A 22,971-nucleotide genomic window follows, 5' to 3' on the forward strand; every position below is an offset into this window, starting at 1 on the left:
ATGCTTCCCCGTGTTAGAGCGCCAGAATTACCACAAAATTACTCTTGGCTAAATACCGATAAGTCTTTGTCTCTTAAACAATTCAAAGGTAGAGTCGTAATTTTAGATTTTTGGACATACTGCTGCATTAATTGTCTACATATTCTGCCAAACCTGAAATATTTAGAAAAAAAATATAAAGATAGCCTTACCATTATCGGCGTTCACTCCGCCAAATTTGAAAATGAAAAAGAAACAGAAAATATCCGCCAAGCTATTCTGCGCTACGACATTGAACATCCAGTTGTAGTTGACAGAGATTTTCGGATTTGGCAAGAGTATGCTGTGCGTGCTTGGCCTACGTTAATAATTATTGATCCAGAAGGTTACGTGATTGGCCAGATTTCTGGTGAAGGAAACCGTGACACTTTAGACGAGTTGATTCAAAAGTTAATTCAGCAACACCAAAACAAAGGCACAATTAATTTTCAAGAAATCAGCTTGACTTTAGAAAAACAGCGTCAACCATTAATCACACCCCTAGCTTTTCCTGGTAAAGTTCTAGCTACCCAAGCCGATTTATTCATCGCTGACTCTGGACATCACCGCCTGGTTGTGAGTAGCTTTGATGGAGAAATTTTGCACTTAATTGGTACTGGAAAATCAGGTTTAACCGATGGTGCTTTTCACGAAGCGCAATTTTTTGCACCACAGGGAATGGTATTTGATACCGAAAATGAGATTCTTTATGTTGCTGATACAGAAAATCATGCATTGCGGCGAGTTGATTTAAAGGGCCAAGTAGTTGAAACTATTGCAGGAATTGGTGAACAAAGCCACAATATCCATCCTCATGGCGGTGCTGGTTTAGAAACCGCGCTGAATTCCCCTTGGGATTTAGTGAAAGTAGGAAATACCTTATTTATTGCAATGGCTGGGCCGCATCAAATCTGGGAAATGGATTTAGAAACTGGCATTATCAAAACTTATGCTGGTACTGGTGCAGAAGCGTGTATTGATGGTTCACTTACTGAATCTGCTTTTGCTCAACCTAGTGGTATTACTAATAATGGGCAAGAATTATATATAGCTGACAGTGAAGTTAGTTCAATTCGTGGTGTGGGAATTGTCGAACCGTACCAAGTACGAACTGTTTGCGGTAGTGGCGGTTTATTTGGTTTTGGCGATGTAGATGGACAAGGTGAAGATGTCCGTTTGCAGCACTGTTTAGGAGTGGAATATGCCCAGAATTTTCTGTGGGTGGCAGATACCTATAACCATAAAATTAAATTAGTTAGTCCTAGTGGGAATTGTCAAACAGTTTTGGGAGATGGTTTTGCTGGTTTACAAAATGGTCAAGGTAAGAATAGCCGCTTTTTTGAACCTTCAGGATTGAGTGCTATGGATTCATATCTATATATTGCTGATACCAATAATCACTCTATCCGTCGCGTAGATTTGAATACTTTTGAGGTGACAACCCTAGAGTTTCTTGGGTTATGTGCGCCAGATGTTTGTATTCCGCCGAATTTATAGAATCATAACCTCATGCAAAAGCACAAAGAAAAGCTCTGCATCTGGAGTGTCTAAGCGTGATATTTTAAAGAAGAATTTTGTAGAGCGATCGCTTGTATGCAATTAGTAATTTTTGATATTGATGGTACACTGACAAATACCTACAAAGTTGATGAAGATTGTTTTAAACGTGCTTTTGCATTAGAATTTGGAATTTTTGGTGTACATACAAATTGGTCTGAATACTCATACACCACAGATTCGGGAATTACCCAAGAAATTTTCAAAGAAAAATTAAAACGTCTTCCTTCAGATGAAGAGTTAATCAGAATCAAAGCGCGTTTTGTTAGTCTACTCCAAGAAGCGTATATTAATAACCAAGATTTATTCAGCGAAATACCTGGTTCTGCAAATGTATTAGCTAAATTACAGTTATACCCTGATTGGTGTGTTGCGATCGCAACTGGTGGTTGGCGTGAGTCTGCTAAACTAAAACTTCAAAAAGCCAACTTAGAAATAGAAGGCATTCCGTTAGCCTCAGCTAATGATGCACTTTCGCGAGAAGATATTATTAAAACAGCTATTATCAAAGCAGAGAATCTTTATCAAGTTGAAAAATTTCAGAAAGTTGTTTTTATCGGCGATGGGGTTTGGGATGTAAAAGCAGCCTATCAGTTGAGTATTGCTTTTATTGGAATAGGTAATAATATATTAATAAATATAGGCGCTACAAAAGTTATTCAAGACTTTACCAATTTAGATGACTTCATGACAATATTACAAGATGCAGAAATCCCTAGATTTTCTATGAACACTATTCTCCACATTACCAAACGCCAACAATGGCAACAAGCAAAAAATCTCGGTACATATCGCGCTGATTCGTTAGACAGTGAAGGTTTTATACATTGTTCAAAATCAACGCAAATACTCAAGGTTGCCAAGAGATTTTTTGATAATCAAAAAGAATTAGTACTACTTTTTATTGATTCTGAAAAAGTACAAGCTGAAATTCGCTATGAACCTGCTGAAATAGGGGAATTATTTCCTCATATTTATGGTGAATTAAATATTGATGCTGTGTATCAGGTGATTGATTTTGAAGCTGGGAAAGATGGTTTATTTGAGTTGCCGCAAGAAGTTATAAATTTAGAATTATGAACCGCAGAGGCGCGGAGGACACAGAGGAGAAGAGATGGAAAGAATTTAAGCGTTCGCCCTTGGCGTTGGCGAAGCCATCGCTTTTGGGGCGTTTGCTACATCCAATTTGGGAAAATTCCCTTTTCGCTCATATCAAATTTGAGTAAAAATAAAATTATTTAACAACTAACATCCTATGGTTACTCTTCAACTCAGCCAAATTCGAGTTCCACCAGGGCAAAGAATAATACTGGAAGATGTGAGTTGGCAAGTATTTGAAGCAATTCTCAATGAGTTAGGGGAACATCGCGGGAGTCGAATAGCATACAGCCAAGGAACGTTAGAAATTATGGCTCCATTACCAGAACATGAGCGATCTAAGGTAATCATCGGAGACTTGGTGAAAGCTTTGTTAGATGAACTCGATCTCAATTGGGAGTCTTTAGGTTCAACTACCTTTAAGCGAAAAGATATAAGTGCAGGTATTGAACCTGATGATTGTTTTTATATTCAAAACTATAAGCTAATGATTGGGAAAGACAGGATCGACCTAACTGTTGATCCTCCTCCTGATTTGGCGATTGAAATTGATGTCACCTCTAAAACCCAAATTAGTGCCTACGAAGCGTTAAGAGTACCTGAAATTTGGCGATATGAAAACAAAAACCTAGAAATTAGCTTGCTGCAAGGTGAACAATATGTGAAGTCTCTCATCAGCCCCACATTTCCTACTTTTTCTATCATGGAACTCATTCCCCTGTTTGTGGAAATGGCGCGAACTACAGGAATGAGTTCAGCACTTAGAGCGTTTCGACAATCGGTAAGAGAACAAATACAAGGCAGCTAAGGCAATAGCATTTGCGGGTACACGAACTCTTGTCCGCTAAAGTCAAATCAAGGTTTTACCTGGGTAGACGCGATTTCTAACCGCCAAATTAAAGGCATTCCGCGCTTTACTTAAAGAAGGGGAATTAATATAGAGTAATTGTGACCGAATTTAATTTACAAATCCAAGAAAATAGCGATCGCTTATCAACTCCACTGGAGGATGCTTTACCTAGCTTGCTTCCCCTTAAGAGTACGATACACTGCATCAACACTAAAGGCGATCGCCTTGACCGTTTCCTTTCCCAAGAATTACCAGATTTATCCCGTTCTCGCATCCAACAGTTAATTGAACAGGGTAACGTCCAACTTAACGACAAAGTTTGCACATCTAAGAAGATCAATGTCAAGCTAGGCGATCGCATCACTCTAGAAATACCAGAAGCGCAACCCCTGGAACTACTAGCAGAAGATATCCCCTTAGATATTCTCTACGAAGATGACCAATTACTTATTCTCAACAAACCCGCAGGTTTAGTTGTCCATCCAGCACCCGGTCATCCAGATGGCACTTTGGTAAATGCTTTATTGGCTCACTGTCCCAATTTACCAGGAATTGGCGGAGTCCAACGTCCCGGAATTGTCCATCGATTGGATAAGGATACAACGGGAGCGATCGCGATCGCTAAAACAGATATTGCCCATCATCACCTACAAGCACAACTCAAAGCAAAAACTGCACGGCGAGAATACTTGGGCGTAGTTTACGGTGCGCCAAAAACTGAAAGTGGCACCATAGATTTGCCCATTGGTCGCCATCCCCAAGACCGGAAGAAAATGGCAATTATATCCGTTGAACAAGGCGGACGATCTGCCGTCACTCATTGGCAAGTACTAGAACGCCTTGGTAACTTCACCTTGATTCACTTTCAATTAGAAACTGGACGCACCCATCAAATTCGTGTCCACAGCAGCAAAATGGGTCATCCAATTGTCGGCGATCGAGTTTATAGTTCTGGTCATTCAGTGGGGGTAAATTTGCCCGGTCAAGCACTACACGCTTGGCGACTAAAATTGCAGCATCCTCTGTCTGGGGAGTTGATTGAGGTGACAGCTACTCCTCCCGCCCACTTTACAAAACTTTTGGAGATGTTAAAAAGACGAACTGTACTTTAAGCTCATCTCACGCCTGAAACTAGCTCCATTTCACATACATTGAGCCATTGATAAAAAACCATACTCAATTCCCAATGCCCAATGCCCAATTCCCATTAACAATTAGCGTGCATCAGACATGGGATAGAGTTTGTTTCACTTAGTTATATCTAAATAAAACTCCTACATAACCCAGGACTTATGCACGCTATAAAATAATCAATCAAATGGATGTACTAGCCAGCCACCGATCAAAAATCGTTATTTAATTCCTGCCAGTTGCCGATAAGGTACAGACTTTTCGATATCGATGTTGAATGACGAGATCCTTTGTGGCGCATTGCCAGTTGCATTGACACTTTGTGCCATAGACAGGAATAGAGCTGGATCGCCAGCTTTGGGCTTTTGCTCTTGTGGAAGGAATCTGCGTACTTCGACCTGCCAAATGATTTGGGGGAAACCCAGTTTGGTACGGTGGTAATCTTCGTATCGTGGTGATTTGATGTTGAATGGCAACTCACCCGCAGATTGAGATGGCAGTATCCGACGGCGCTGATAAGGCACTGTAGAGTATCCAAAATTGCTCAGGTACTCTTCGGTGTTGAGTACTTCATCAACGAAACCTACAATACCCTTGGTCGCAACTACAATTGACCAAGCAATTTTTTCGCGCTCGTTGTATGGGTCGCGTCCTAAAACCCGCTGGATTACTTGCTCAACAAAGCGATAATTATTGTTGAGGTCGTAGAAGCTTTTCTTAAAGGTATTAGAAAGCAGCAACCCACGAATAAAGTCCCGCACTGTAATTTGTCCATTACGGAGTTGAGACTCTAAATATGTTTCGCGATCAGCAGCAAAGGCATAAAAGAAAATTTGACGATATGCTGCTTCGATCAGATCACCTAAATCTGACGGAGAAAGTATATTGTCTGTATTAAAAATCCTGGGCTGTTCATCACCTGGCACTTCATATCCAGCTACACGCTGGTTTTGACTTGAAGGTTCATATTCTAACAGAGGAATTGGCACTCTAAAGCCTCCATGTTCTTAATTAAAGTTAACAACTTTTAATCACATATTAAAGGAGTAGTTGGATCAGAACCTCAGAATTCTGATAATATTTCACGAAACTTAACTAAGAGTGATTTTCAGAATTCAAAGAAATGATTAGCTCGCTAGATTCAACCATAGCTAATCAATAAAGGGAGTGGGACTTCCAGCTTAAATGACTACGTGAATCACCAAACAAACTTTATTCACATATTTTAGATTAGGAGATTCAGTTTCACCTTTTTGAACTAGAGCAATAATTTTTAACATTTAGCAAAAGAAATTAATGGGGAATTGGGGAATTGGGGAATGGGGCATTGGGCATTGGGCATTGGGCATTGGGTAGAAATAATACGGCAGTTTTCAAGTAGATAAGGTACAAAATGCAGGACTCAAAATCAGACATAAAGAGTTTCTACTTACTGCCTCCTGCCCCCTGCCTCCTTCAGTGACCTATCCAAAATTCCAAGGGATCTATGGTTGATTTACAGTAAGGCCAGCTACGCAAGGTTGACTCCATACCTACCTCCCAGTAGGGTGGTTCCAATCCCAGTCCTAAACATAGATGAGAGAGGATACTAGCAAACTGCTCATTGTGACCAAAGTCTCCTAGATGGGCATGGGCGTATTCATGGACGACTACACCAAACCAGTCTTGAGGTGCAACTCGACCGACATCTACCAAAATGGTGGTTGGGTTTGTGAGAATGTTGCACAGCCCATCTATACCGAAGGATTGAGCTATGGGTACTGCAAAAATTTGGATGTGGCGACGCTCTTGGGGATGAAAGCACTCATGACAAACTTCTAGATAGGCATTTATCTGAGCGTTTACGGTGTTAATATTTTCACCGATCCAAGTGCAAATGGGAATGCGATCGCGCAGGTTATCAAACACATCCACCATACCCGGTTCTAGGGCAAGTCCCTGTACCAGACGCAGGTAATCTTGCCCACGAGTAAAAGCATCACTCTGCTTGAGATAATTCACCAGCCCAAAACTGAATAAAACTGTCTTTTTTCCAGAACATCCGGCCCTTGTGTTTCTGTTACTTCTGCTGTGCTGGAAACCTCAACAGAATTATCAATGCGGGTTTCAGAACAAAATGATGCTGTACTGAAGCCGCCAAATCGTTTGACTGTACTGGTTCGCAGTCGCATATTTGGGCTGGCAAACCAGAATCGCTCAATGGAACTCATTGTTTCGTATTCGGTTGTCAGCACCAGTCCATCTTCATCATCCATGTGAAAAAGACCGACTACAGGCACTATTTCGGCGTAACCTCTTTCCCGGAGTAATTTGCCTTGCCTTGGGTTATCGCCATCAGGCACGATCGCAAATATGGTTTTTCCCTGATGGTTTTCCTCACCCTCTCTATCCCAAGCCATAGTGCCTAGCCAACACACACGTGACCCACCTATTGAAAGGCTGGGGTCAATCTCATGATACTGGCACAGTTCAATGATTTCTGGATGATCGGCATCTAGAGTTTCTACCTGTATATCTGATTCTCCCGTCTCTGAGCGCTTGAACGCCAGATGATGAGTTGCACGTTGCGATCGCCACTTACCAGCACTTAGCTGAAAAAATTCCATTGCGTCTATCAATCTTCTGACTCCTACTTATTACTCCTGCGGATGATGTTTTCCTTGTTCTTTCTTTTTACAGTTGTTGGTATATAAACATTCTAAACATTACAGCTATTAGCGGTCAGCTTCAATAAACTCCCTACAAAGGGAGAGGCGGACGTGTCGTTGTGTAATTGTAAACTTTTATGGGGACTATTTCTTATGGCTTGACAATGTAGACGTTTTAATATCTCAGTGCTAGACTATTAGGAAGCAATGTCAATGACAGCTTACGCCTTCACACTAGCGGTAACAACACATACCATTCGATCCAGTCAATCCAGGAGTGAATGATGGACTTCCCTATCGAACTAACTTTAGAGCAACAGTTTCGCTTACAAAATTTGAAAGACCAGGTAAAAAATTTGAGTCAAGAAGAGGCTCAGGATTTTTTGTTAGAAGTCTTACGGCAGATGATGGTAAAAGATAATTTGGTCAAACATCTGCTCAAACAAGCTTAATCAATTAAAAAATAAGATTTTTTCCTTAAGACTTACGCAGTGGTAGAGTTCCATTGAAACGCGTAAGTCTTAATTTTTTGGGCATTGGGAATTGGGCATTGGGCATTGGAAAGAGACTCTATGGGCAGGGTTTCTTAGCAGAGAGTAAAACTCTTCTCCCTTGCTCCCTGCTTCCCTACTACTGATTCTCTAGTCCCCATGCCCCAATCCCAAATTAAATATTACAGATTATTACTTTGTCTCTCATAGTAAAGACTAGGGTACTATTGATCCCCTATGTTTTTGTTTGGCTACTCGCAGTTAATCTGATCGAGAACACGCCAGAAATAATATCCGCCATTTGTGAATATTAAGGAGAACTCATGGTTCTTGATGCTTTTTCCAGAGCTGTAATTGCGGCTGATGCCAAAACCGCTCCTATCGGTGGTGCTGACTTGGCAGCCCTTAAGTCTTTCATCGCTGAAGGCAACAAGCGCCTTGATGCAGTGAATGCGATCGCCAGCAACGCTAGCTGTGCGGTTTCTGATGCCATTGCAGGGATTGCTTGTGAAAACACAGGTTTGATTCAATCTGGTGGTAACTTGTACCCCACCCGTCGGATGGCTGCTTGCCTACGTGATGCTGAAATCGTTCTGCGCTACGTAACTTATGCGCTATTGGCTGGCGATTCTTCCGTATTGGATGATCGTGCTTTGAACGGTCTGAAAGAAACCTACACAGCTTTGGGCGTACCCACCGGATCTTCTGTACGCGCTTTCCAAATCCTGAAGGCTATCAGCGTCGCTCACATCACCAACACCAACACTGAAGCTAACGCTGGCAAAAAGTTCCGCAAACTGGACACTCCTCAAGGCGACTGCTCTGCTCTAGCTGCTGAAGCTGCTAGCTACTTCGATCGCGTTATTTCTGCTCTGAGCTAATTGCTAATCGCTAACGCCTAAAGCCTATTAGTCAAGCCAACTGAAATAAAAACTCGATCAAATCTAATCTGGAGTATAAAAAGCAATGAAATCAGTTATCACTACGGTTATTGGAGCTGCTGATGCAGCAGGTCGTTTCCCAACCTCCTCTGATCTAGAATCAGTTCAAGGTAGCATTCAACGTGCTAGTGCTCGTCTAGAAGCTGCTGAAAAGCTAGCTGCTGGTATCGATAACGTAGCTAAGGAAGCTTATGATGCTGCCTTCAAGAAATATCCTTACTTGACCCAAGAAGGTGAAGCTGGCGCTACCCAAGTCAAAAAAGACAAGTGCCTCCGCGACATCAAGCATTACCTACGCTTGATCAACTACAGCTTAGTTGTGGGCGGTACTGGCCCTCTAGACGAATGGGGTATTGCAGGCGCTCGTGAAGTTTATCGCTCTTTGGGTCTGCCCACCGCTCCTTACGTTACCGCGTTGACTTACACTCGCGATCGCGCTTGCTCTCCTCGTGACTTGTCTCCTCAAGCTTTGGTTGAGTTCCGCGCTCTCCTCGACTATGTAATCAACTCCCTGTCATAGTCACACGGATTGACTAGACGAGCAATAGTCATACTCTAAAACTTAGGGACTCTCAGTCTGTTGCTTTGCCTGTATCTGGTTGAGTGACTGACCAAGAGTCCCTCAGTTGTTACTAATTCGTAATTCGTAATGACGCTCTCTACGAAACGCTAAAAGCGAACGAATACTCGCTAACGTAATTCGTAATTCATGATTGAACTTGGGGGATTTAAACAGGGAAATTTCTTTTATGACAATAGATTCTCTATTTGAACAGTTGAAACACCCCAACCCCAATCTGCGGGAACGGGCTATGTGGGAACTGGCTGATGTCCGTGATGAAAATACCATTCCTCGGTTGATGGGCATTTTGGATGAGGAAGATGTCACTTATCGTCGAGCTGCGGTAAAGGCGCTGGGTGCTATTGGTATAGATGCTGTACCTCTACTAGTAGAGTCATTAGTAAATAGCGATAATGCGACCATTCGGGGTAGCTGTGCTAAGGCGCTGGCACAGGTTGCTGCTAACCATCCTGATGTTCCTTTCCCGGCTGAGGGCTTACAGGGATTAAAAACAGCGCTCAATGACCAAAATCCCGTTGTTTATATTGCATCAGTGATGGCGCTGGGTGAAATTGGTTCTCCTGCTTTTGAGGTTTTGACTGAAGCTTTGAAAACAATAGATAACGTTGCAATGGCTGTAGCGATCGTCAATGCACTCGGTTCGATGGGTGATATCCGAGGAGTAGAAGTGCTGACAGCATTGACAAATGATGAATCTATTGAACCGTATGTTAGAGAGTCCGCAGTCAGTGCTTTGCCTCGATTAGATCAGGTGATTAAGTATAAGAGAGAGTAGCGATCGCTCTTAAATACAACTACTTTTATCAATCCTAATAGACCAGATACATTAGATGAATAGACTGGGTGTCACCTTGAAGTGATCTCCGAGTGCCTTAGCTTGTGCCTTACTAATCGACCGCTTACCGTTCACAACCTCAGACACCACGCCGCTCGATCCGATGATGCCCACCAAGTCAGCTTGACGAGTATCACTCGCTTCCATAATGTGTTGGAGAATTTCATGCGGCGCAGATTCATCCATTGGATAGTTCTGTGCCTCATACGCTTCAATCAGCGTTACTATCAGCTTATGCAGAGCTTGTTCTTCTGGAGTCCGGTTCTTGCAAAACGTTAGGCGCTCTGCCACAGCTAGGGCGCGATTGTATTCCTCTTCCGTCTCAATGACCTTGGGGGCAACTTCAGATAATCGATTTATTCCCAAGCATCCTCCTCTAACTGTCTCTCAATTTGAGAAATCGCCAACTTGATCACTGCCTGAACCCCCGCTTCTTTTTCCTCAGTTAATGCAGCTTGCAGTGGTTCTAAAGCAGTGCGATCGCCAATTTTCATCAATGCTAAAGCCGCCGCTTTTCGAGTTTCCCAATCGGCATGATGTAGTAACTCAACCAGATTAGGAATTGCTGGTTGATAGGCTAGGCTGCCTAAAGCAGATGCCGCTTCACACCGCACGATTAACGATGAATCAGTGAGAGCGTTCACCAGAATGTGAAATGCTCCTTCTTCAGTGCCTTCTTGAGCGATTTTAGCGATCGCACCTACCACCGCAGCCCGAACTTCAGCCGAGTCTGAGTTAATTTCCCGATATAAATGCTCCTTCGCCTCTGCCCCAATAAATCCCAACGCCCATATCGCATGACCTTTGGCACTTTCTGGATACTCGGTTGACGCTAAGATTTTCAGCAACGCTGGTACAGCTGCCTCCCCTATTTTGGCAAGCCCGCCAACCGCAGAGGTTTTGACCACGGTATCTTCATCATTTAAGAGGGCATTGACCAAAGTGGGAACTGCGATCGGGTCAGCGATGAGTGTCAAGGTTTTAGCACTGGCTCTCCGCACAACTGGGTTTGGATGATTTGCCACAGCTTCCATCAATAAAGGGGTCGCTGGTTTACCAATTTTACCCAATGCCTCTGCGAAACTCAACCTAACCATACCCCGTGAATCCCCCATACTCTCAACCATCCGCTGTATTAGCTCTTGGTCATCTGGGTTGAAGGTGTTTAAGCTTAATTGCTCACTCACCGCTGCAAATAAAGCATCAGTTTCTGCATGGGACAGACTTAACGAATCAGCCCCGGATTGAGTTTCGGAGTTGAGCATATAACTTATAGCTAAATTATTAAAATGAATTACTAGTACAACACGGCGGAAATAAACCAATCATTCCAAATCAACGAAACCCTTATGCTGTATTCATTTTTAATTTTTAATTTTTAATTTTTAATTCCGCCTTGCGGTACTAGTTGCTGACACTCAGGGCAGCCTGTTGATTACGAAGTTCCTGGAGAGCAGAATCAATCTTGGTAAGCTCAGGCTCTAGTTTTGCCATGACGTTTACTCTCATTAATTTAGCCCGTTTTGCTGTTTCCGTAGTTTCTTGGATTAGACGTTCCCGATATTGCTCAAGTTCTGCAATGACTTCTGCTACATCTTGGGCGGTTACGTTATTGGTTGTTGTAAATTCTGAGGTTTCATCCATAAGTTTTGTTTCCTAAATGCGTGTTTATATGAATGATGTGTTTTTAGTGTTCCAAAGAATGTTTGTATTTGCTTATTCGCTAAAGACCAGTAATTAGCTTTTACATAAAACTGAACAATTGGCAAGAGGCAACTAACTAATAGCTGAAAAATGCATATATTCCGATCTTCTCAGATCGAGTTACCACTGGTAAAGCTTTTTTACGGAATTCTTCAAAAGTTGAACCCAACTACAGCTTTTGCTCCAAGTTCTGATAAGTATTTTAAGTAAGTCGGTGAGAAAAATTCAATGTATATGAAGAAATATAAATTAGTAAGATGTGTTAATGCCGTAGGCTAACGCACCTGAGATTGTTGACGGTGCGTTGCGCTCTGCGACAACACACCCTACTTGGCAAGGGAGGACAGCGATAGCCGGGGGGTGAATTATATGCAGCTTCACAAAGAAACGGTATAACTAATTCATAATTTATACTAAGAATTTAATTACGAATTACGAATTATTTTAAGAGGTTTCCTCAAGTGGAAAAATATCTCCTCGTAAGTAGGACTCAAAGTTTTTCTTAAAATATTGAATGCTTGTCACATTCGGTTCATCACTTTCTGTTGGCGTGAATTCATAAATTGGGACTTTTTCCCTCACCAGCTTGACCAAGCTAGGATGGAGCTGTTCAAAAGAATCTACTCTAAAGATTGTGGTTTCAAATCTTAATTTAGCTGGATGAGCATATCCTAACTTCATCCACGGCAACCAAGGACAGTCTCTCGCCCACTTAGCAGGAGGGACATCAGTTGCATCGGGTCGGCATGTATTTGAGATAAAGTACTCAACTCCCTTAAACTTTTCTCCAGGGCAATAGTCTGAATATTTGCTATCTCCTGCTAAGGGATGCGGGTATTCTAAAGGAATTTCCATGACAGAGGTAATATATCCGCTGCCTTTGGGTATAACAAATTTCTTTGGTTTAACTGAGCCTTGGACAATCCGGTTAGCAATGTGTACTACTGGTACTGGTTGACTTGCTGTTGGTAACTTCCAAAAGTGCAGAATTTCTTGAGTATCCGGGTCACAAAATAAACCCAACTCTCTATTGATGCGATACCCGACTTCGACATACTCAGGATCGGGTTTGAGAAATACTTTGGTAGCATTCATCCCAATAATAGAGAATAATTTCTCCTTTGACTTGTCTGGTGTTTCTTGCCACCAAATTTCCCCAGACCAGTTGTAATAAAGCTGTAAACCATGATTTTTTCTGTAAAAATCGAGGTTGTTAAATTCGTAGTCATCTAAATAATCACTCATACCGCATTTTCTCTAGTCTGAAAATCTGAAATGCCTTTCTGGAGATAGTTCCAGCGCCCAGAGCTTTTATCCCTGTTTTGTCACTCTAGGCAGAGGAAAAGTAGAAATCAGGGTGAGACAGGAAAATAAATATTGAACTGGTGAGGTTATAAATAATAGATTGAAGTTTCGAAAAACCCAAAGACAATTGGGGAATAGGAAAAACTGTCAACCAGGGATATATTAGGTTAAATAAAGTAAAAGGTTGAATTATTAAACGGAGATTGTTAAGAATGTTCTTCCAACCCTTCCCATCATCCCACCAAGGATGAGCAGCCAATTTTGATGGAGACTTTGGTGGAGAAGACTGCATTTGTTCAGAGTGTAGACTCACCATTAAGTAGCTACTACAAACAATCTCCCACCAGCGTTCAATATCCGCATAATGAGTCAGCCGATAATCTGCCCAACCTAATTCATTCTTACTTTGCTTCAAGCCATATTCAACCCAAGTTCTTAACCCATAAAAGTTACCAACATCTCTTGGTGTAAGGTCTGCGTATTTACTCATCACATACCAAGTAGTGTTACCGGGTAATTTCTCAATGTCAGTAGTAATCTGCCAATACCTTTTTTTCTTGTCGTTTACCATGAATTATTTCCCTAATAAACCGATTCTCACTACTCAAGTTAGAGAATACTCTTTTAAACTTATGCCACTTTAAATATTGAGTATGTTGTCTAGGAAGTAGCTCTACAGAATGGTTTGAGCGAATCGCCACTAGATAATTTAACCCCAGATCGTCTAATATAGATATGAAATTAGCACTACTCTCACCATATAAGCTATCTGCTAGTACTAGGTTGAATTTAAAACCCATCAACTCTAGCTTTTTCATCATTATTGCTGCTATTTGAGGCTTCGTAAGATATTTATCCCCTGGCTTTAATCTTTCGCGTGGCTTGTATACTTCAAACAGTAATGGAAAAGTCATCCCACAGAATACACCATACGCCGTGACTGCTACAATTCCATTTTCTACTTTACCCAAATTACCTATGTACTGTCGTTTCACATAATCTGTCTTATTCCCTTTCTTTTTTATCTCCTGTCTCATCAATAATTAGAATGATTGGTCTACCTTTTAGAACTTGTAAAATTAGCTCTAATCGCAAGGCTCTTAACTTCTCTATATCCCAAGGTGATGTAGTTAAAAAAATGGTGCAAACCCTGCTGATTGTCCAATCCTACAATTTTTGCTATTTCTGGTAGGGTTTTCCGTTTTAGTTCAGAAATACACCCTACATGAAGGTATTTAAAAGCCTCGAAGCTCCTAACATCTGGAAACAGGCTTTTATACCATTGGCAATATTCGTCCACGAATTTTACTGTTGGTGCGGCTGGACGAGGCTGTACCATACTCTGTGTCTTGGTTCTAGCGTTTGTACCTTATTATACTACTGCCAGAGTGACAAAACAGGGTTATCCCTATTGACCCTTGATGAATAGTACCTACAATTATACGTATACAATCATTGCTTTCATGAAATCGGCGTTGGCTAAAAACGCATAACCTATGTCTATCGCGACTTTCGGCAATATCTACTCAGATGAGTTAATTACAGCCACTGAGTTGAATCGTCAGCCTGGGCGAGTTCTGGACAAAGCTTTAGAACGTCCAGTGACAATTACTCGCAATGATCAGTCTTTTGCTTTGTTACGCCGGGAGGAAATGACTTTTCTTGTAAAGGCAGCAACACAGAGTAAAGCTGTTTTTGAAGCATTAACCGTCGCCTTCTCTTTGCTACTTGGAAAAGAAATTGGCTTTGAACATCCTTATGGATGGCTTAGTGTTTTTGAAAAAGATGATCTGCAAGACTTTATTAAGGAACTAAGTGAGGCTTTTCGGTTGATAGATTCTTCTCCCATAGCATGGGAGATGATTGACGCTCTCATCCATGAATGGCACGAGAGCGCCATTGCGATCGCTAGTCCTGAACTGGCAGATGCTTTTAGTGCCGAAACTGATGAAGTGCTATTAAAGTCGCCACCTGCTCAGAGTGGTGTGTGAATGAGAGTATGTCAGAAAACCCTTCTGAAGATCCAGTAGTAGAGAATGTGGAGCCGCCAGAAGTTAAACTGACGGCTCCTGCATTGTCTGATAAAGAAAGCACTTGGTTAGTGGTAGCCAAAAATAGTCGAGTGAATCGGGATTGAGAGGCTTTAATGCAGCGGCATCCAGAAAACACTCATCGTTGTTACGAAGATTTATGTACTGTACCAACAACCAGACAGCCTCGCCGTGTTTTCCCTTTGAAGGGCAAACCTTACAAGGGAGTATGGGAATACGAGGTAACAAAAGGGGACAGAGTATTTTACGTTCCTGATCAAGAAAAGTTTAAAGTCGTTGTCTACTACGCAGGAAAACATCCGAATCCTGCACCCACACCGTGATTTGTGTCAAGAGTTAAGAGTTGCTAACAGATATACGTGACCTCTTGATATCTGCAAGTATGATTTATTTCAACCCTCCAACATAACTTACTGATCGCTATTTTCCAGTCCCCAATCCCCAGTACGATAATAAACGTGACCTCTGAGCAATTATCCAAGAGCCATTTATAGACCAATGGATAAACGTTTTTTTAAAATGTTTGGGTTAACAGAAGAACAAGCGATCGCAATTATCGATACACCATTAGAACAACTCGAAGACGCTTCTGATAAGTATATTGCTGTTTCCCATTTAATTAACTTCCCCACTGAGCAATCGATCGCGGCTTTGGTACGGGCGATTGAAACCAGTAACCCTGATGAGTTAGACCACCGGATTGTTCGACGCAAGGCTGTGGAAAGTCTGGGGCGATTGCAGGCCGAATCAGCTTTACCTGTAATTCGGCAGTGCCTTAAAGATGATGATATTTATACTGTTGAAAATACCGTGTGGGCGATCGGCGAAATCGGCACTAAAGAGTCAGAAATTCTCGAAGAAGTGGCACAACTACTGGATAAACCAGGTCAAATCTATCGAGTGATTATTCATACTCTAGCTAATGCCGACTATCAACCGTCTCTCGAACGTGTACGGAAATTTACTGAAGTTGAGGATGAACCTACCCGTAGTGCAGCGATCGCTACAGTTTGTCGTTTCACGGGTGACTACTCCCAAATTACTGAGGTGATGACGCTGCTGCAAAGTTCCAGCGTCAATGCACGACGGGGTTGTATTCAAGACCTGATTGATTCACGCTACTACAAAGCCATCCCAGAAATTGCCCGTTGTCCTGTATCTCTGGTATTCCGGTTGCGAGGATTGCGGATGCTTTTGGATGCAGGCGTTCCCAGTGGTGAAATTACTTTTACAGAAATTCAACCTTACTTAGAGCAAGTACTCTACGACCATCCCAACGACCTTGATTTAGTACACGAGTATGATGCTACACCTGTGCTAGATTTTGTGATTAACGAACTCTACGAAACTGATTTTGGACGCTGCTATTTAGCCACAAAAACCTTACTGGATATCTATGCACAAGAAGCACCCCAAGCACTTTTAGTTACTTATGAGGATAAGGCATATAACGACTATGGCGCTCATTATCATGTGATGAAACTTTTCGGCTGGCTCAAATATGCTCCCGCTTACGATTTATTAATAGAAAACCTGCACAACCGCGAACCTCAGTTTCAGAAATCTCGTGCAGCGTGTGCGATCGCTCTTGGTGAATTGAGTGATTCACGAGCGATTCCTGAACTCAAAATTTGCCTAAATACGCCAATCTGGGATTTGAAATACGCTTGTTTATTGGCGCTAGACCGCTTAGGAGACTCGTCTGGTCGGGAAATTTGTACTGGCGATTGTGATTGGTTAATTAGGGCGAAAGCTACGAGTAATTAATAGTCCTGGCGACTGGAAGTCGCGACTATACAAACATAGACGCTTTGCGGCTTCCCGCAGGGTAGTCCGCCTCCGCGGACTCAGGAGAAATTGAGGTTTGAAACCCACGGAGGTGGGTTTTGCCTGTGTAGACGCGGTTTTAAACCGCCCTACATTTGTATGCTCCTGGCGGTGTTCAGGACTTGCTTGTGGTGACTGCTTCGTTTAAAACTAACTTTGGTTCTGGTGTCTCTTCTTCTTCTGGCAAACCATAAATTGATCTGTACAACTTCACGTACTCTTTGGCAGATTGATACCAACTAAAATCTTGGGCCATGCCACGTTGTTGTAGTTCTTGCCATTGCGGTTTAAAACGGAAGCCTTCCCAAGCCCGGATCATACAGGTGAAAAGGTCTAGCGGTTCATAGCGATCAAAGCAATAACCAGTACCAGCAGCATTTTCAGGATCGTGATGGGTTACGGTGTCAACTAATCCACCTGTGCGGCGGACAATGGGCACAGAACCGTAGCGCAAAGACATCATTTGGCTAATACCGCATGGTTCAAAACGACTAGGCATTAAGAAAGCGTCAGTACCAGCGTAAATGCGGCGAGACAGGGCATCGTTATACAGTAAGTAAGTTGCCATGCGTCCGGGGAAGCGGGATGCTAATTGCCACATCTGAGTTTCATAGTAGCGATCGCCTGTCCCCAACAGCACAAACTGGGCATCTGTATAAGATAGGAAGCGATCGAGGATTTGCAATATCAAATCAATGCCTTTTTGTTCTACTAATCGGGTCACAATCCCAATTAAAAAGGCTTTAGAGTTGACTTCTAATCCTACTTCTTCTTGCAAAGCAATTTTGTTGGCTTTGCGTTTATCTAAAGTATCAGCAGTAAAGGTTTGAGCAATGTATTTGTCATTTTCTGGATTATAAACCTCGGTATCAATACCGTTGATAATTCCAGATAGTTTACCGCTAATAAAGGACAACAGACCTTCTAAAGTTTCACCGTAAGTCGCTGTCTTGATTTGCTCGGCATAAGTGGGCGAAACTGTATTTACCTTATTGGCAAATTGCACCGCCGCTGCCATGACGTTGTGTCCTTGCATATACCACGGACACCAAGTAATTTTCTCTAAATACCAACGCCACGGCCCTTGATAAGCCAGGTTATGAATGGTAAACACTGTGGTGATATCAGGATCTTGGTGCATCCACACGGGAATCATCCCCGTATGCCAATCATGACAGTGGATAATTTCTGGCTTCCAGTAATTCCAGGCAAACTCGGCTGCACCATTGGAAAAAAAGGTGAACCGCCAGTCTTCATCATCTCCAGAATAAATCCGGCGGGGTAGGAATACGGGATGTCCAAATAAGTACAAGGGAACATCAGTACCAGGCAGAACGCTTTCATAAACAGCAAATTCCTGGAACATGGCATTTCCCCGCCAGATGGGTTCTTTGGGAATTTCCATTTTGTCTGGCAGAAAGCCATAGTAAGGCAAGAATATCCGCACATCATGCCCCATTTCTCTCAGAAATTTGGGTAATGCCCCAACAACATCACCCATTCCTCCTACTTTCGCAATGGGTGCTGCCTCTGCTGCAACAAATAGAATCCGCATGGTAATTTTTGCTTCCCTGAGTCTATATTGTCAAATTAACTTGCTGATCCCCACCAACGCGATTTTTCGCGTCTTTTGTGTAACGGCGATCAATTCTTATCTAATCACATCGGCTTGCCCAATTGCTTAGGAACCGCGCTGAATCACCGCAAAAATTTCTTCTAGAATTTCTTGCGCTCCCTGTTGCCGCAACACTTCTGCTAGTTCTGTGCCTAGTGCTTCGGCATTGTTGGCAATGCCAGTGACGGTATCTTTTACCAGCTTTTGACCATCTACACTGGCGACTATGCCCGTTAAGGTCAAGTTATCACCAGATATTTCTGTATTTACACCGATAGGTACTTGACAGCCGCCCTCTAATGAGCGTAGAAAAGATCGTTCAGCGAGACAGCGATCGCGTGTTTCGGGATGTTCGATGGCTTTGAGTAGAGATAGCAATTCACTATCATCAGCACGGCATTCTATCCCTAAAGCACCTTGTCCAACGGCGTGGAGTGAGATTTCTTTGGGGATAACTTGATGAACGCGATCGCTCATTCCCAATCTTTCTAATCCTGCTGCTGCCAAAATCAGGGCGTCGTACTCGCCTGCATCCAGTTTTGCCAACCGTGTAATCAAATTTCCCCGGACATCCTTAAAAGTAAAGTGGGGGAAATGGTGGCGTAACTGTGCTAAACGTCTCAGAGAAGATGTACCAATTACCGCACCTTCTGGCAACGTATCAATTTGTTTATCTTTATGCTTTTCATGCACCACTAATGCATCTGCTGGATTTTCCCGTTCAGTAATTGCTGCCAGCATTAACCCTTCAGGTAAGTTAGTCGGCAGATCCTTGAGAGAATGAACTGCAAAGTCAATCTCCTGATTGAGCATTCCGAGTTCAAGTTCTTTAGTAAAAAGTCCTTTATCGCCAATCTTAGCTAATGCTACATCCAAGATTTTATCGCCTTGGGTAGACATGGTGTGGACTTCAAAAGTGATATCAGGAAAGCTTTTCTGGAGTTGCTCTTGTACCCAGTAGGTCTGAACCAGAGCAAGTTGGCTTTTGCGTGAACCAATCCGAATAGTGCGTGGGGGACTAGAAACAACTGAAGTCATAAAACAATATATCAAAGGAGGCGATAAATTCACTCTCATCTAGACTACCGTAGTCAGGGACTCATACTAATTTTGGAGTTTGGATTTTGGATTTTGGATTACAATTCTTTACTAAAAAGGGAATGGGGAATGGGGAATGGGGAATGGGGAATTATTGAATAAATCTCTTCCTTGTCTTCCCTGTCTCTTTTCAATGCCCAATGCCCAATGCCCAATGCCCAATCCCCAACTAATTAGACTTACCTTCTAATGGGAGAGTGACCGCACAAGTTGTACCAATTCCTACTTGAGTGGTGATGTTAATATGACCTTGGTGTAAATCTACACACTTTTTCACCACTACCAATCCTAATCCTGTACCAGGAATACTTCTGACATTCTTGCCACGATGAAACGGCTCAAACAACTGCTGTTGATCTGCTAGCGGAATTCCAATACCCTGATCTTGAACTTGGAGAATCACCGTATCTGATTTAAACTCCAGACTAAGATGCACATTCCCTCCATGAGGAGAATATTTAATCGCATTTAGCAGCAAATTAGACAGAATAGAACGCAACAACCTTTCATCCACCCTAGCCGGAACAGCTTTTCCTTGGCAAATAAAACCAAGTGTGTGCCTTTCGTCTGTACTTAAGCGCATTTCTTCCACAAAATAACCGCAGAATCCTTCTAAATCTAGGAGTTTGGGATTAAATTCTAGTTTTCCGGTTTCGGCTCGATTGATGGTCAAAATATCGTCTAATATCTGAACCATATTTTTGACAGAGAGTTGAATTCGCTGCAAGTTCCTCAATCGTTTAGAAGAGTTATCCCATTCATCCTGACAGTTTTCTAGCAATTGAGCCGCTGCTAAGGCAGTACTCAGAGGAGTGCGAAATTCGTGAGATGCCATTGAGAAAAAACGTGTTTTCAGGGCGCTCAGTTCTCTCTCTCGTTCTAAGGCCATGCGAATTTCATCTAACCGCTTGCGTTCTGTAATATCGCGACAGTTAACTATAATTCTAGTGTCTGCTGTATTATCTAGAAATTTCTGGCTAATAGCTTCTAGCATCCGCCACGAGCCATCTTTGTGCCGACAACGAAACTCGATTGGGGTAGTAACTTCGGAACTTTGAATAGCATGAGTAAAGCTATGGTGAGTATTAGCAAAATCATCCTGGTGAATGTAATCTAATAAGTTTTTGCCAATTAGTTCTGCGGCTGGATAACCCAAAACCTTTTCAACTGATGGGCTTTCGTAACGAATAGAACCATCTACATCGAGAATTTTGACAATATCTAAAGCATTTTCAATCAATGAGCGGAAGCGTTCCTCGCTCTGGCGTAGCGCCTGTTCAGCTTGTTTGCGCTCGGTAATGTCACGTTGTACTGATATCCAGTGGGTATACCAGCCAGTTTCATCGGCTACGGGGAAAACGCTAAATTCATTCCAGAATTCAGACCCATCTTTGCGGTAGTTAATTACCTGAACGGTGACTGATTCCCAACGAGAAAGCGCAGTCCAGACTTTATCCATTTCAGTTTGACTTGTTTTCGCTCCTTGAAGAATACGGGGCGTTTTACCTAAAACTTCTCCCAGGCTGTAACCTGTGATTCGGGTGAATGCTTCGTTAACATAAATAATCTGTGGCCCAGGTTCGTCAATGGGTTGCGCTTCAGTGATCACTACAGCATCATTGGTATTTACAACTACAGATTGCAGCAATCTTACCTGTTCTTCCTGCTTCTTTTGGTGTGTGATATCAGCAATCACTGCTACCATGCCATTGATACTATCGTCGCGATCATGTAATGGAGCGGCGGAGAAAATTATATCGATCGCAGTGCCATCTTTTTTAAAACGGCGCAATTCTACTCTGGTATACGTTGTTCCTTGTAAGATACTTTGTTGCAGAGTATTATATTCCTCTAATTGATCGTCTAAAAAAATTGGGTTAGGAAGGTCCATTACCTCCGCCTCTGTCCAGCCAAACATCCGTTCAGCAGCAGGATTCCAGATTTTCACATTCCCTTCTAAATCAAGTGTGAAAATGGCGCGAGGAGAGGCAGTAATTAGAGCTTGCAGCGCGGCTTGGGTGCGCTGACGTTCGGCAATTTCTGCTCGGAGGGAGACATTGGCTTTAGCTAATTCTTGAGTCCGCTGTTCAACGCGGTGTTCTAATTCAGCGTTGAGTGTTTGTAGCTGTTTGTAAAGTTCTGACTGTTGGATAGCGATCGCTACCTGGGTTGCAAGTTGCTTCATTAACTCAACTTCCCAAGATTCCCAGATGCGGGTGCGATCGCACTGATGGGCAATCAATAAGCCCCAAAGATAAGGGGTAGAAGCAGGTGTCTTGCTATCTCGTTGTTTATCCGCTTCCCGATTTTCTTGTAAAATTGGCACTACCAACTTGGCTTTAACACCGAACTGTTTCACGAAGTCTGCCAAACATGGTTCGACATCTGCTTGTTCAACGTTTGCGATCGCGCGGGTTTTTCCTAATGAATAAGCTTGATGATACTCTCTAGGAAACACTTCTTGTGGAAAAGTTTCCCCTAAAATTTTTATATATTCAGGTAAAACTGTTTCAGTCATTGCGCTGCCTGTACCATCTTCCCAGAGGCGATAAATTAGCACCCTATCTGCTTGGAGAAACTCGCGCACGTCTGCAACAGTGGTAGTAAGAACTTCCTCTAACTCCAAAGATTCACGGATATGATGAGCAATCTGGTTTACCAGGCGTTCCCGCTCAGTTTGTTGCCGCAGTATCACTTCTGCCCGTTGCCGTTTAGTTACTTCTAGATTGAGAAAATAGTAAATTACCGCCAATGCAATAATGCTAAAGCCAACACCGATGGGGGCGAGATTCATAACGGTGACATACTCCTACACTGATGCAAGCATACAGCTTAGGCTTCTCAGTGACTCCCGGTATCCCGTCGGACATTAACTGAGCTTTGTTTTAAGTCCACGAGATGCCCCTCCGCAGACTTTGAACAAGTACCAAAAAGTCTGTTCTACCTTAGTACCGCTAGAATTTTACCCATTCACGGAGATGACAAAAAAAATGTCTATTCTTGAATGGAACCCCATATTCTAGATTGTTTAGGTTCAGTGTACAACCAGCATTTTCGGCTTTGTCTGTACTTATTTATCATCCCATTGATTGCGGTATTTGCCTTAAGAAATATAATCAATATGGGTCATGATTCGACAGAGTAAAAAGCTCATATTAAAATTATCGAACGTCCATAATACAAAAAAATTAACAATTTTTATCAAATCTAGTGTATAAA

At 42.4% G+C, this 22,971-nt stretch carries 22 protein-coding genes and 2 pseudogenes; 13 read left to right on the forward strand and 11 right to left on the reverse strand.

The genetic code is table 11. From position 1 onward, the window contains the following. The 5 genes and pseudogenes from HUN01_RS15185 (at position 1) to HUN01_RS15200 (ending at position 4,635) form a co-directional block, all read left to right on the forward strand. A complete protein-coding gene (locus HUN01_RS15185) occupies positions 1–1,515 on the forward strand; it encodes a thioredoxin-like domain-containing protein (protein WP_181931962.1) in 1,515 nt (504 codons plus the stop codon). Between the two features lie 96 nt (positions 1,516–1,611). Next, positions 1,612–2,130, forward strand: a pseudogene (locus tag HUN01_RS35390) (HAD family hydrolase); the annotation flags it as partial. Positions 2,131–2,301: 171 nt separating this feature from the next. Beyond that, the gene (locus HUN01_RS35395) at positions 2,302–2,655 is read left to right on the forward strand and encodes a DUF952 domain-containing protein (protein ID WP_238846388.1); all 354 of its coding nucleotides are present in this window, start codon (positions 2,302–2,304) and stop codon (positions 2,653–2,655) included. Positions 2,656–2,830: 175 nt separating this feature from the next. Then, on the forward strand, positions 2,831–3,481 hold the full coding sequence (locus HUN01_RS15195; RefSeq protein ID WP_181931964.1) for a Uma2 family endonuclease: 651 nt from the start codon (positions 2,831–2,833) through the stop codon (positions 3,479–3,481). A 236-nt stretch (positions 3,482–3,717) separates the two neighbouring features. Then, entirely contained in the window at positions 3,718–4,635 is a 918-nt protein-coding gene (locus HUN01_RS15200) for an RluA family pseudouridine synthase (RefSeq protein WP_181932704.1), read from the forward strand. A 240-nt stretch (positions 4,636–4,875) separates the two neighbouring features. Here HUN01_RS15200 and HUN01_RS15205 read toward each other — a convergent pair whose 3' ends face one another. The 3 genes from HUN01_RS15205 to HUN01_RS15215 form a co-directional block, all read right to left on the reverse strand. After that, a complete protein-coding gene (locus HUN01_RS15205) occupies positions 4,876–5,643 on the reverse strand; it encodes a phycobilisome rod-core linker polypeptide (RefSeq protein ID WP_181931965.1) in 768 nt (255 codons plus the stop codon). Between the two features lie 466 nt (positions 5,644–6,109). Then, positions 6,110–6,655 carry a hypothetical protein gene (locus HUN01_RS15210; protein WP_181931966.1) on the reverse strand — a complete coding sequence of 182 codons (546 nt, stop codon included), beginning with the start codon at positions 6,653–6,655 and terminating at the stop codon, positions 6,110–6,112. Then, entirely contained in the window at positions 6,652–7,269 is a 618-nt protein-coding gene (locus HUN01_RS15215; RefSeq protein WP_181932705.1) for a phycobiliprotein lyase, read from the reverse strand. Before HUN01_RS15215 ends, HUN01_RS15210 begins: the two co-directional genes overlap by 4 nt. Before the next feature lie 314 nt (positions 7,270–7,583). Here HUN01_RS15215 and HUN01_RS15220 point away from each other — a divergent pair, with 314 nt between their 5' ends. The 4 genes from HUN01_RS15220 (at position 7,584) to HUN01_RS15235 (ending at position 10,092) form a co-directional block, all read left to right on the forward strand. Continuing rightward, the gene (locus HUN01_RS15220; protein ID WP_238846266.1) at positions 7,584–7,754 is read left to right on the forward strand and encodes an NblA/ycf18 family protein; all 171 of its coding nucleotides are present in this window, start codon (positions 7,584–7,586) and stop codon (positions 7,752–7,754) included. A 362-nt stretch (positions 7,755–8,116) separates the two neighbouring features. Beyond that, complete coding sequence (locus tag HUN01_RS15225) at positions 8,117–8,674, forward strand: globin family protein (protein WP_181931967.1); 558 nt, start codon at positions 8,117–8,119, stop codon at positions 8,672–8,674. 85 nt (positions 8,675–8,759) lie between these two features. Beyond that, positions 8,760–9,254 carry a globin family protein gene (locus tag HUN01_RS15230; protein ID WP_181931968.1) on the forward strand — a complete coding sequence of 165 codons (495 nt, stop codon included), beginning with the start codon at positions 8,760–8,762 and terminating at the stop codon, positions 9,252–9,254. Positions 9,255–9,483: 229 nt separating this feature from the next. Next, positions 9,484–10,092: a HEAT repeat domain-containing protein gene (locus HUN01_RS15235; protein WP_181931969.1), complete on the forward strand. Its 609-nt coding sequence runs from the start codon at positions 9,484–9,486 to the stop codon at positions 10,090–10,092. 51 nt (positions 10,093–10,143) lie between these two features. On the opposite strand, the gene HUN01_RS15240 is transcribed toward HUN01_RS15235, so the two are convergent. From HUN01_RS15240 to HUN01_RS15260, 5 genes and pseudogenes are all read right to left on the reverse strand, one after another. Beyond that, complete coding sequence (locus HUN01_RS15240; RefSeq protein WP_181931970.1) at positions 10,144–10,518, reverse strand: helix-turn-helix domain-containing protein; 375 nt, start codon at positions 10,516–10,518, stop codon at positions 10,144–10,146. Continuing rightward, positions 10,509–11,417, reverse strand: coding sequence for a HEAT repeat domain-containing protein (locus HUN01_RS15245; RefSeq protein WP_181931971.1), 909 nt, complete (start codon positions 11,415–11,417; stop codon positions 10,509–10,511). Before HUN01_RS15245 ends, HUN01_RS15240 begins: the two co-directional genes overlap by 10 nt. A 139-nt stretch (positions 11,418–11,556) precedes the next feature. Continuing rightward, complete coding sequence (locus HUN01_RS15250; RefSeq protein ID WP_181931972.1) at positions 11,557–11,796, reverse strand: hypothetical protein; 240 nt, start codon at positions 11,794–11,796, stop codon at positions 11,557–11,559. A gap of 504 nt (positions 11,797–12,300) precedes the next feature. Beyond that, positions 12,301–13,101, reverse strand: coding sequence for a DUF1838 family protein (locus HUN01_RS15255; RefSeq protein ID WP_181931973.1), 801 nt, complete (start codon positions 13,099–13,101; stop codon positions 12,301–12,303). Between the two features lie 85 nt (positions 13,102–13,186). After that, positions 13,187–14,500 (reverse strand): annotated as a pseudogene (locus HUN01_RS15260) (IS701 family transposase). 157 nt (positions 14,501–14,657) lie between these two features. Here HUN01_RS15260 and HUN01_RS15265 point away from each other — a divergent pair. The 4 genes from HUN01_RS15265 (at position 14,658) to HUN01_RS15275 (ending at position 16,979) form a co-directional block, all read left to right on the forward strand. Continuing rightward, positions 14,658–15,152 (forward strand): hypothetical protein, encoded by a 495-nt coding sequence (locus HUN01_RS15265; RefSeq protein WP_181931974.1) that lies wholly within the window; start codon positions 14,658–14,660, stop codon positions 15,150–15,152. A gap of 8 nt (positions 15,153–15,160) precedes the next feature. Then, positions 15,161–15,298, forward strand: a complete 138-nt coding sequence (locus HUN01_RS35400) for a hypothetical protein (protein WP_238846268.1) — start codon at positions 15,161–15,163, stop codon at positions 15,296–15,298. Positions 15,299–15,307: 9 nt separating this feature from the next. Then, positions 15,308–15,535, forward strand: a complete 228-nt coding sequence (locus HUN01_RS35405; protein WP_238846270.1) for a hypothetical protein — start codon at positions 15,308–15,310, stop codon at positions 15,533–15,535. A 175-nt stretch (positions 15,536–15,710) separates the two neighbouring features. Next, on the forward strand, positions 15,711–16,979 hold the full coding sequence (locus tag HUN01_RS15275) for a HEAT repeat domain-containing protein (RefSeq protein ID WP_181931975.1): 1,269 nt from the start codon (positions 15,711–15,713) through the stop codon (positions 16,977–16,979). Positions 16,980–17,154: 175 nt separating this feature from the next. Here the strand turns inward: HUN01_RS15275 and glgA are convergent, their stop codons facing one another. The 3 genes from glgA to HUN01_RS15290 all read right to left on the reverse strand — a co-directional run bounded on the left by glgA (position 17,155) and on the right by HUN01_RS15290 (position 22,546). After that, positions 17,155–18,594 (reverse strand): glycogen synthase GlgA, encoded by a 1,440-nt coding sequence (gene glgA, locus HUN01_RS15280; protein ID WP_181931976.1) that lies wholly within the window; start codon positions 18,592–18,594, stop codon positions 17,155–17,157. 126 nt (positions 18,595–18,720) lie between these two features. Continuing rightward, the gene (gene hemC, locus HUN01_RS15285) at positions 18,721–19,692 is read right to left on the reverse strand and encodes a hydroxymethylbilane synthase (protein ID WP_181931977.1); all 972 of its coding nucleotides are present in this window, start codon (positions 19,690–19,692) and stop codon (positions 18,721–18,723) included. Between the two features lie 229 nt (positions 19,693–19,921). After that, complete coding sequence (locus HUN01_RS15290) at positions 19,922–22,546, reverse strand: PAS domain S-box protein (RefSeq protein ID WP_181931978.1); 2,625 nt, start codon at positions 22,544–22,546, stop codon at positions 19,922–19,924. Positions 22,547–22,971: the final 425 nt, after the last annotated feature.

It is taken from the genome of Nostoc edaphicum CCNP1411 (assembly GCF_014023275.1).
Lineage (GTDB): Bacteria > Cyanobacteriota > Cyanobacteriia > Cyanobacteriales > Nostocaceae > Nostoc > Nostoc edaphicum_A.

Excerpts from the sequence above, each read along its gene's own strand:
- HUN01_RS15185 (WP_181931962.1), top strand. The coding sequence starts at position 1 with ATGCTTCCCCGTGTTAGAGCGCCAGAATTACCACAAAATTACTCTTGG.
- HUN01_RS35395 (WP_238846388.1), top strand. The coding sequence starts at position 2,302 with ATGAACACTATTCTCCACATTACCAAACGCCAACAATGGCAACAAGCA.
- HUN01_RS15195 (WP_181931964.1), top strand. The coding sequence starts at position 2,831 with ATGGTTACTCTTCAACTCAGCCAAATTCGAGTTCCACCAGGGCAAAGA.
- HUN01_RS15220 (WP_238846266.1), top strand. The coding sequence starts at position 7,584 with ATGATGGACTTCCCTATCGAACTAACTTTAGAGCAACAGTTTCGCTTA.
- HUN01_RS15225 (WP_181931967.1), top strand. The coding sequence starts at position 8,117 with ATGGTTCTTGATGCTTTTTCCAGAGCTGTAATTGCGGCTGATGCCAAA.
- HUN01_RS15230 (WP_181931968.1), top strand. The coding sequence starts at position 8,760 with ATGAAATCAGTTATCACTACGGTTATTGGAGCTGCTGATGCAGCAGGT.
- HUN01_RS15235 (WP_181931969.1), top strand. The coding sequence starts at position 9,484 with ATGACAATAGATTCTCTATTTGAACAGTTGAAACACCCCAACCCCAAT.
- HUN01_RS15245 (WP_181931971.1), bottom strand. The coding sequence starts at position 11,417 with ATGCTCAACTCCGAAACTCAATCCGGGGCTGATTCGTTAAGTCTGTCC.
- HUN01_RS15250 (WP_181931972.1), bottom strand. The coding sequence starts at position 11,796 with ATGGATGAAACCTCAGAATTTACAACAACCAATAACGTAACCGCCCAA.
- HUN01_RS15255 (WP_181931973.1), bottom strand. The coding sequence starts at position 13,101 with ATGAGTGATTATTTAGATGACTACGAATTTAACAACCTCGATTTTTAC.
- HUN01_RS15265 (WP_181931974.1), top strand. The coding sequence starts at position 14,658 with ATGTCTATCGCGACTTTCGGCAATATCTACTCAGATGAGTTAATTACA.
- HUN01_RS35400 (WP_238846268.1), top strand. The coding sequence starts at position 15,161 with ATGTCAGAAAACCCTTCTGAAGATCCAGTAGTAGAGAATGTGGAGCCG.
- HUN01_RS35405 (WP_238846270.1), top strand. The coding sequence starts at position 15,308 with ATGCAGCGGCATCCAGAAAACACTCATCGTTGTTACGAAGATTTATGT.
- HUN01_RS15275 (WP_181931975.1), top strand. The coding sequence starts at position 15,711 with ATGGATAAACGTTTTTTTAAAATGTTTGGGTTAACAGAAGAACAAGCG.
- glgA (WP_181931976.1), bottom strand. The coding sequence starts at position 18,594 with ATGCGGATTCTATTTGTTGCAGCAGAGGCAGCACCCATTGCGAAAGTA.
- hemC (WP_181931977.1), bottom strand. The coding sequence starts at position 19,692 with ATGACTTCAGTTGTTTCTAGTCCCCCACGCACTATTCGGATTGGTTCA.
- HUN01_RS15290 (WP_181931978.1), bottom strand. The coding sequence starts at position 22,546 with ATGAATCTCGCCCCCATCGGTGTTGGCTTTAGCATTATTGCATTGGCG.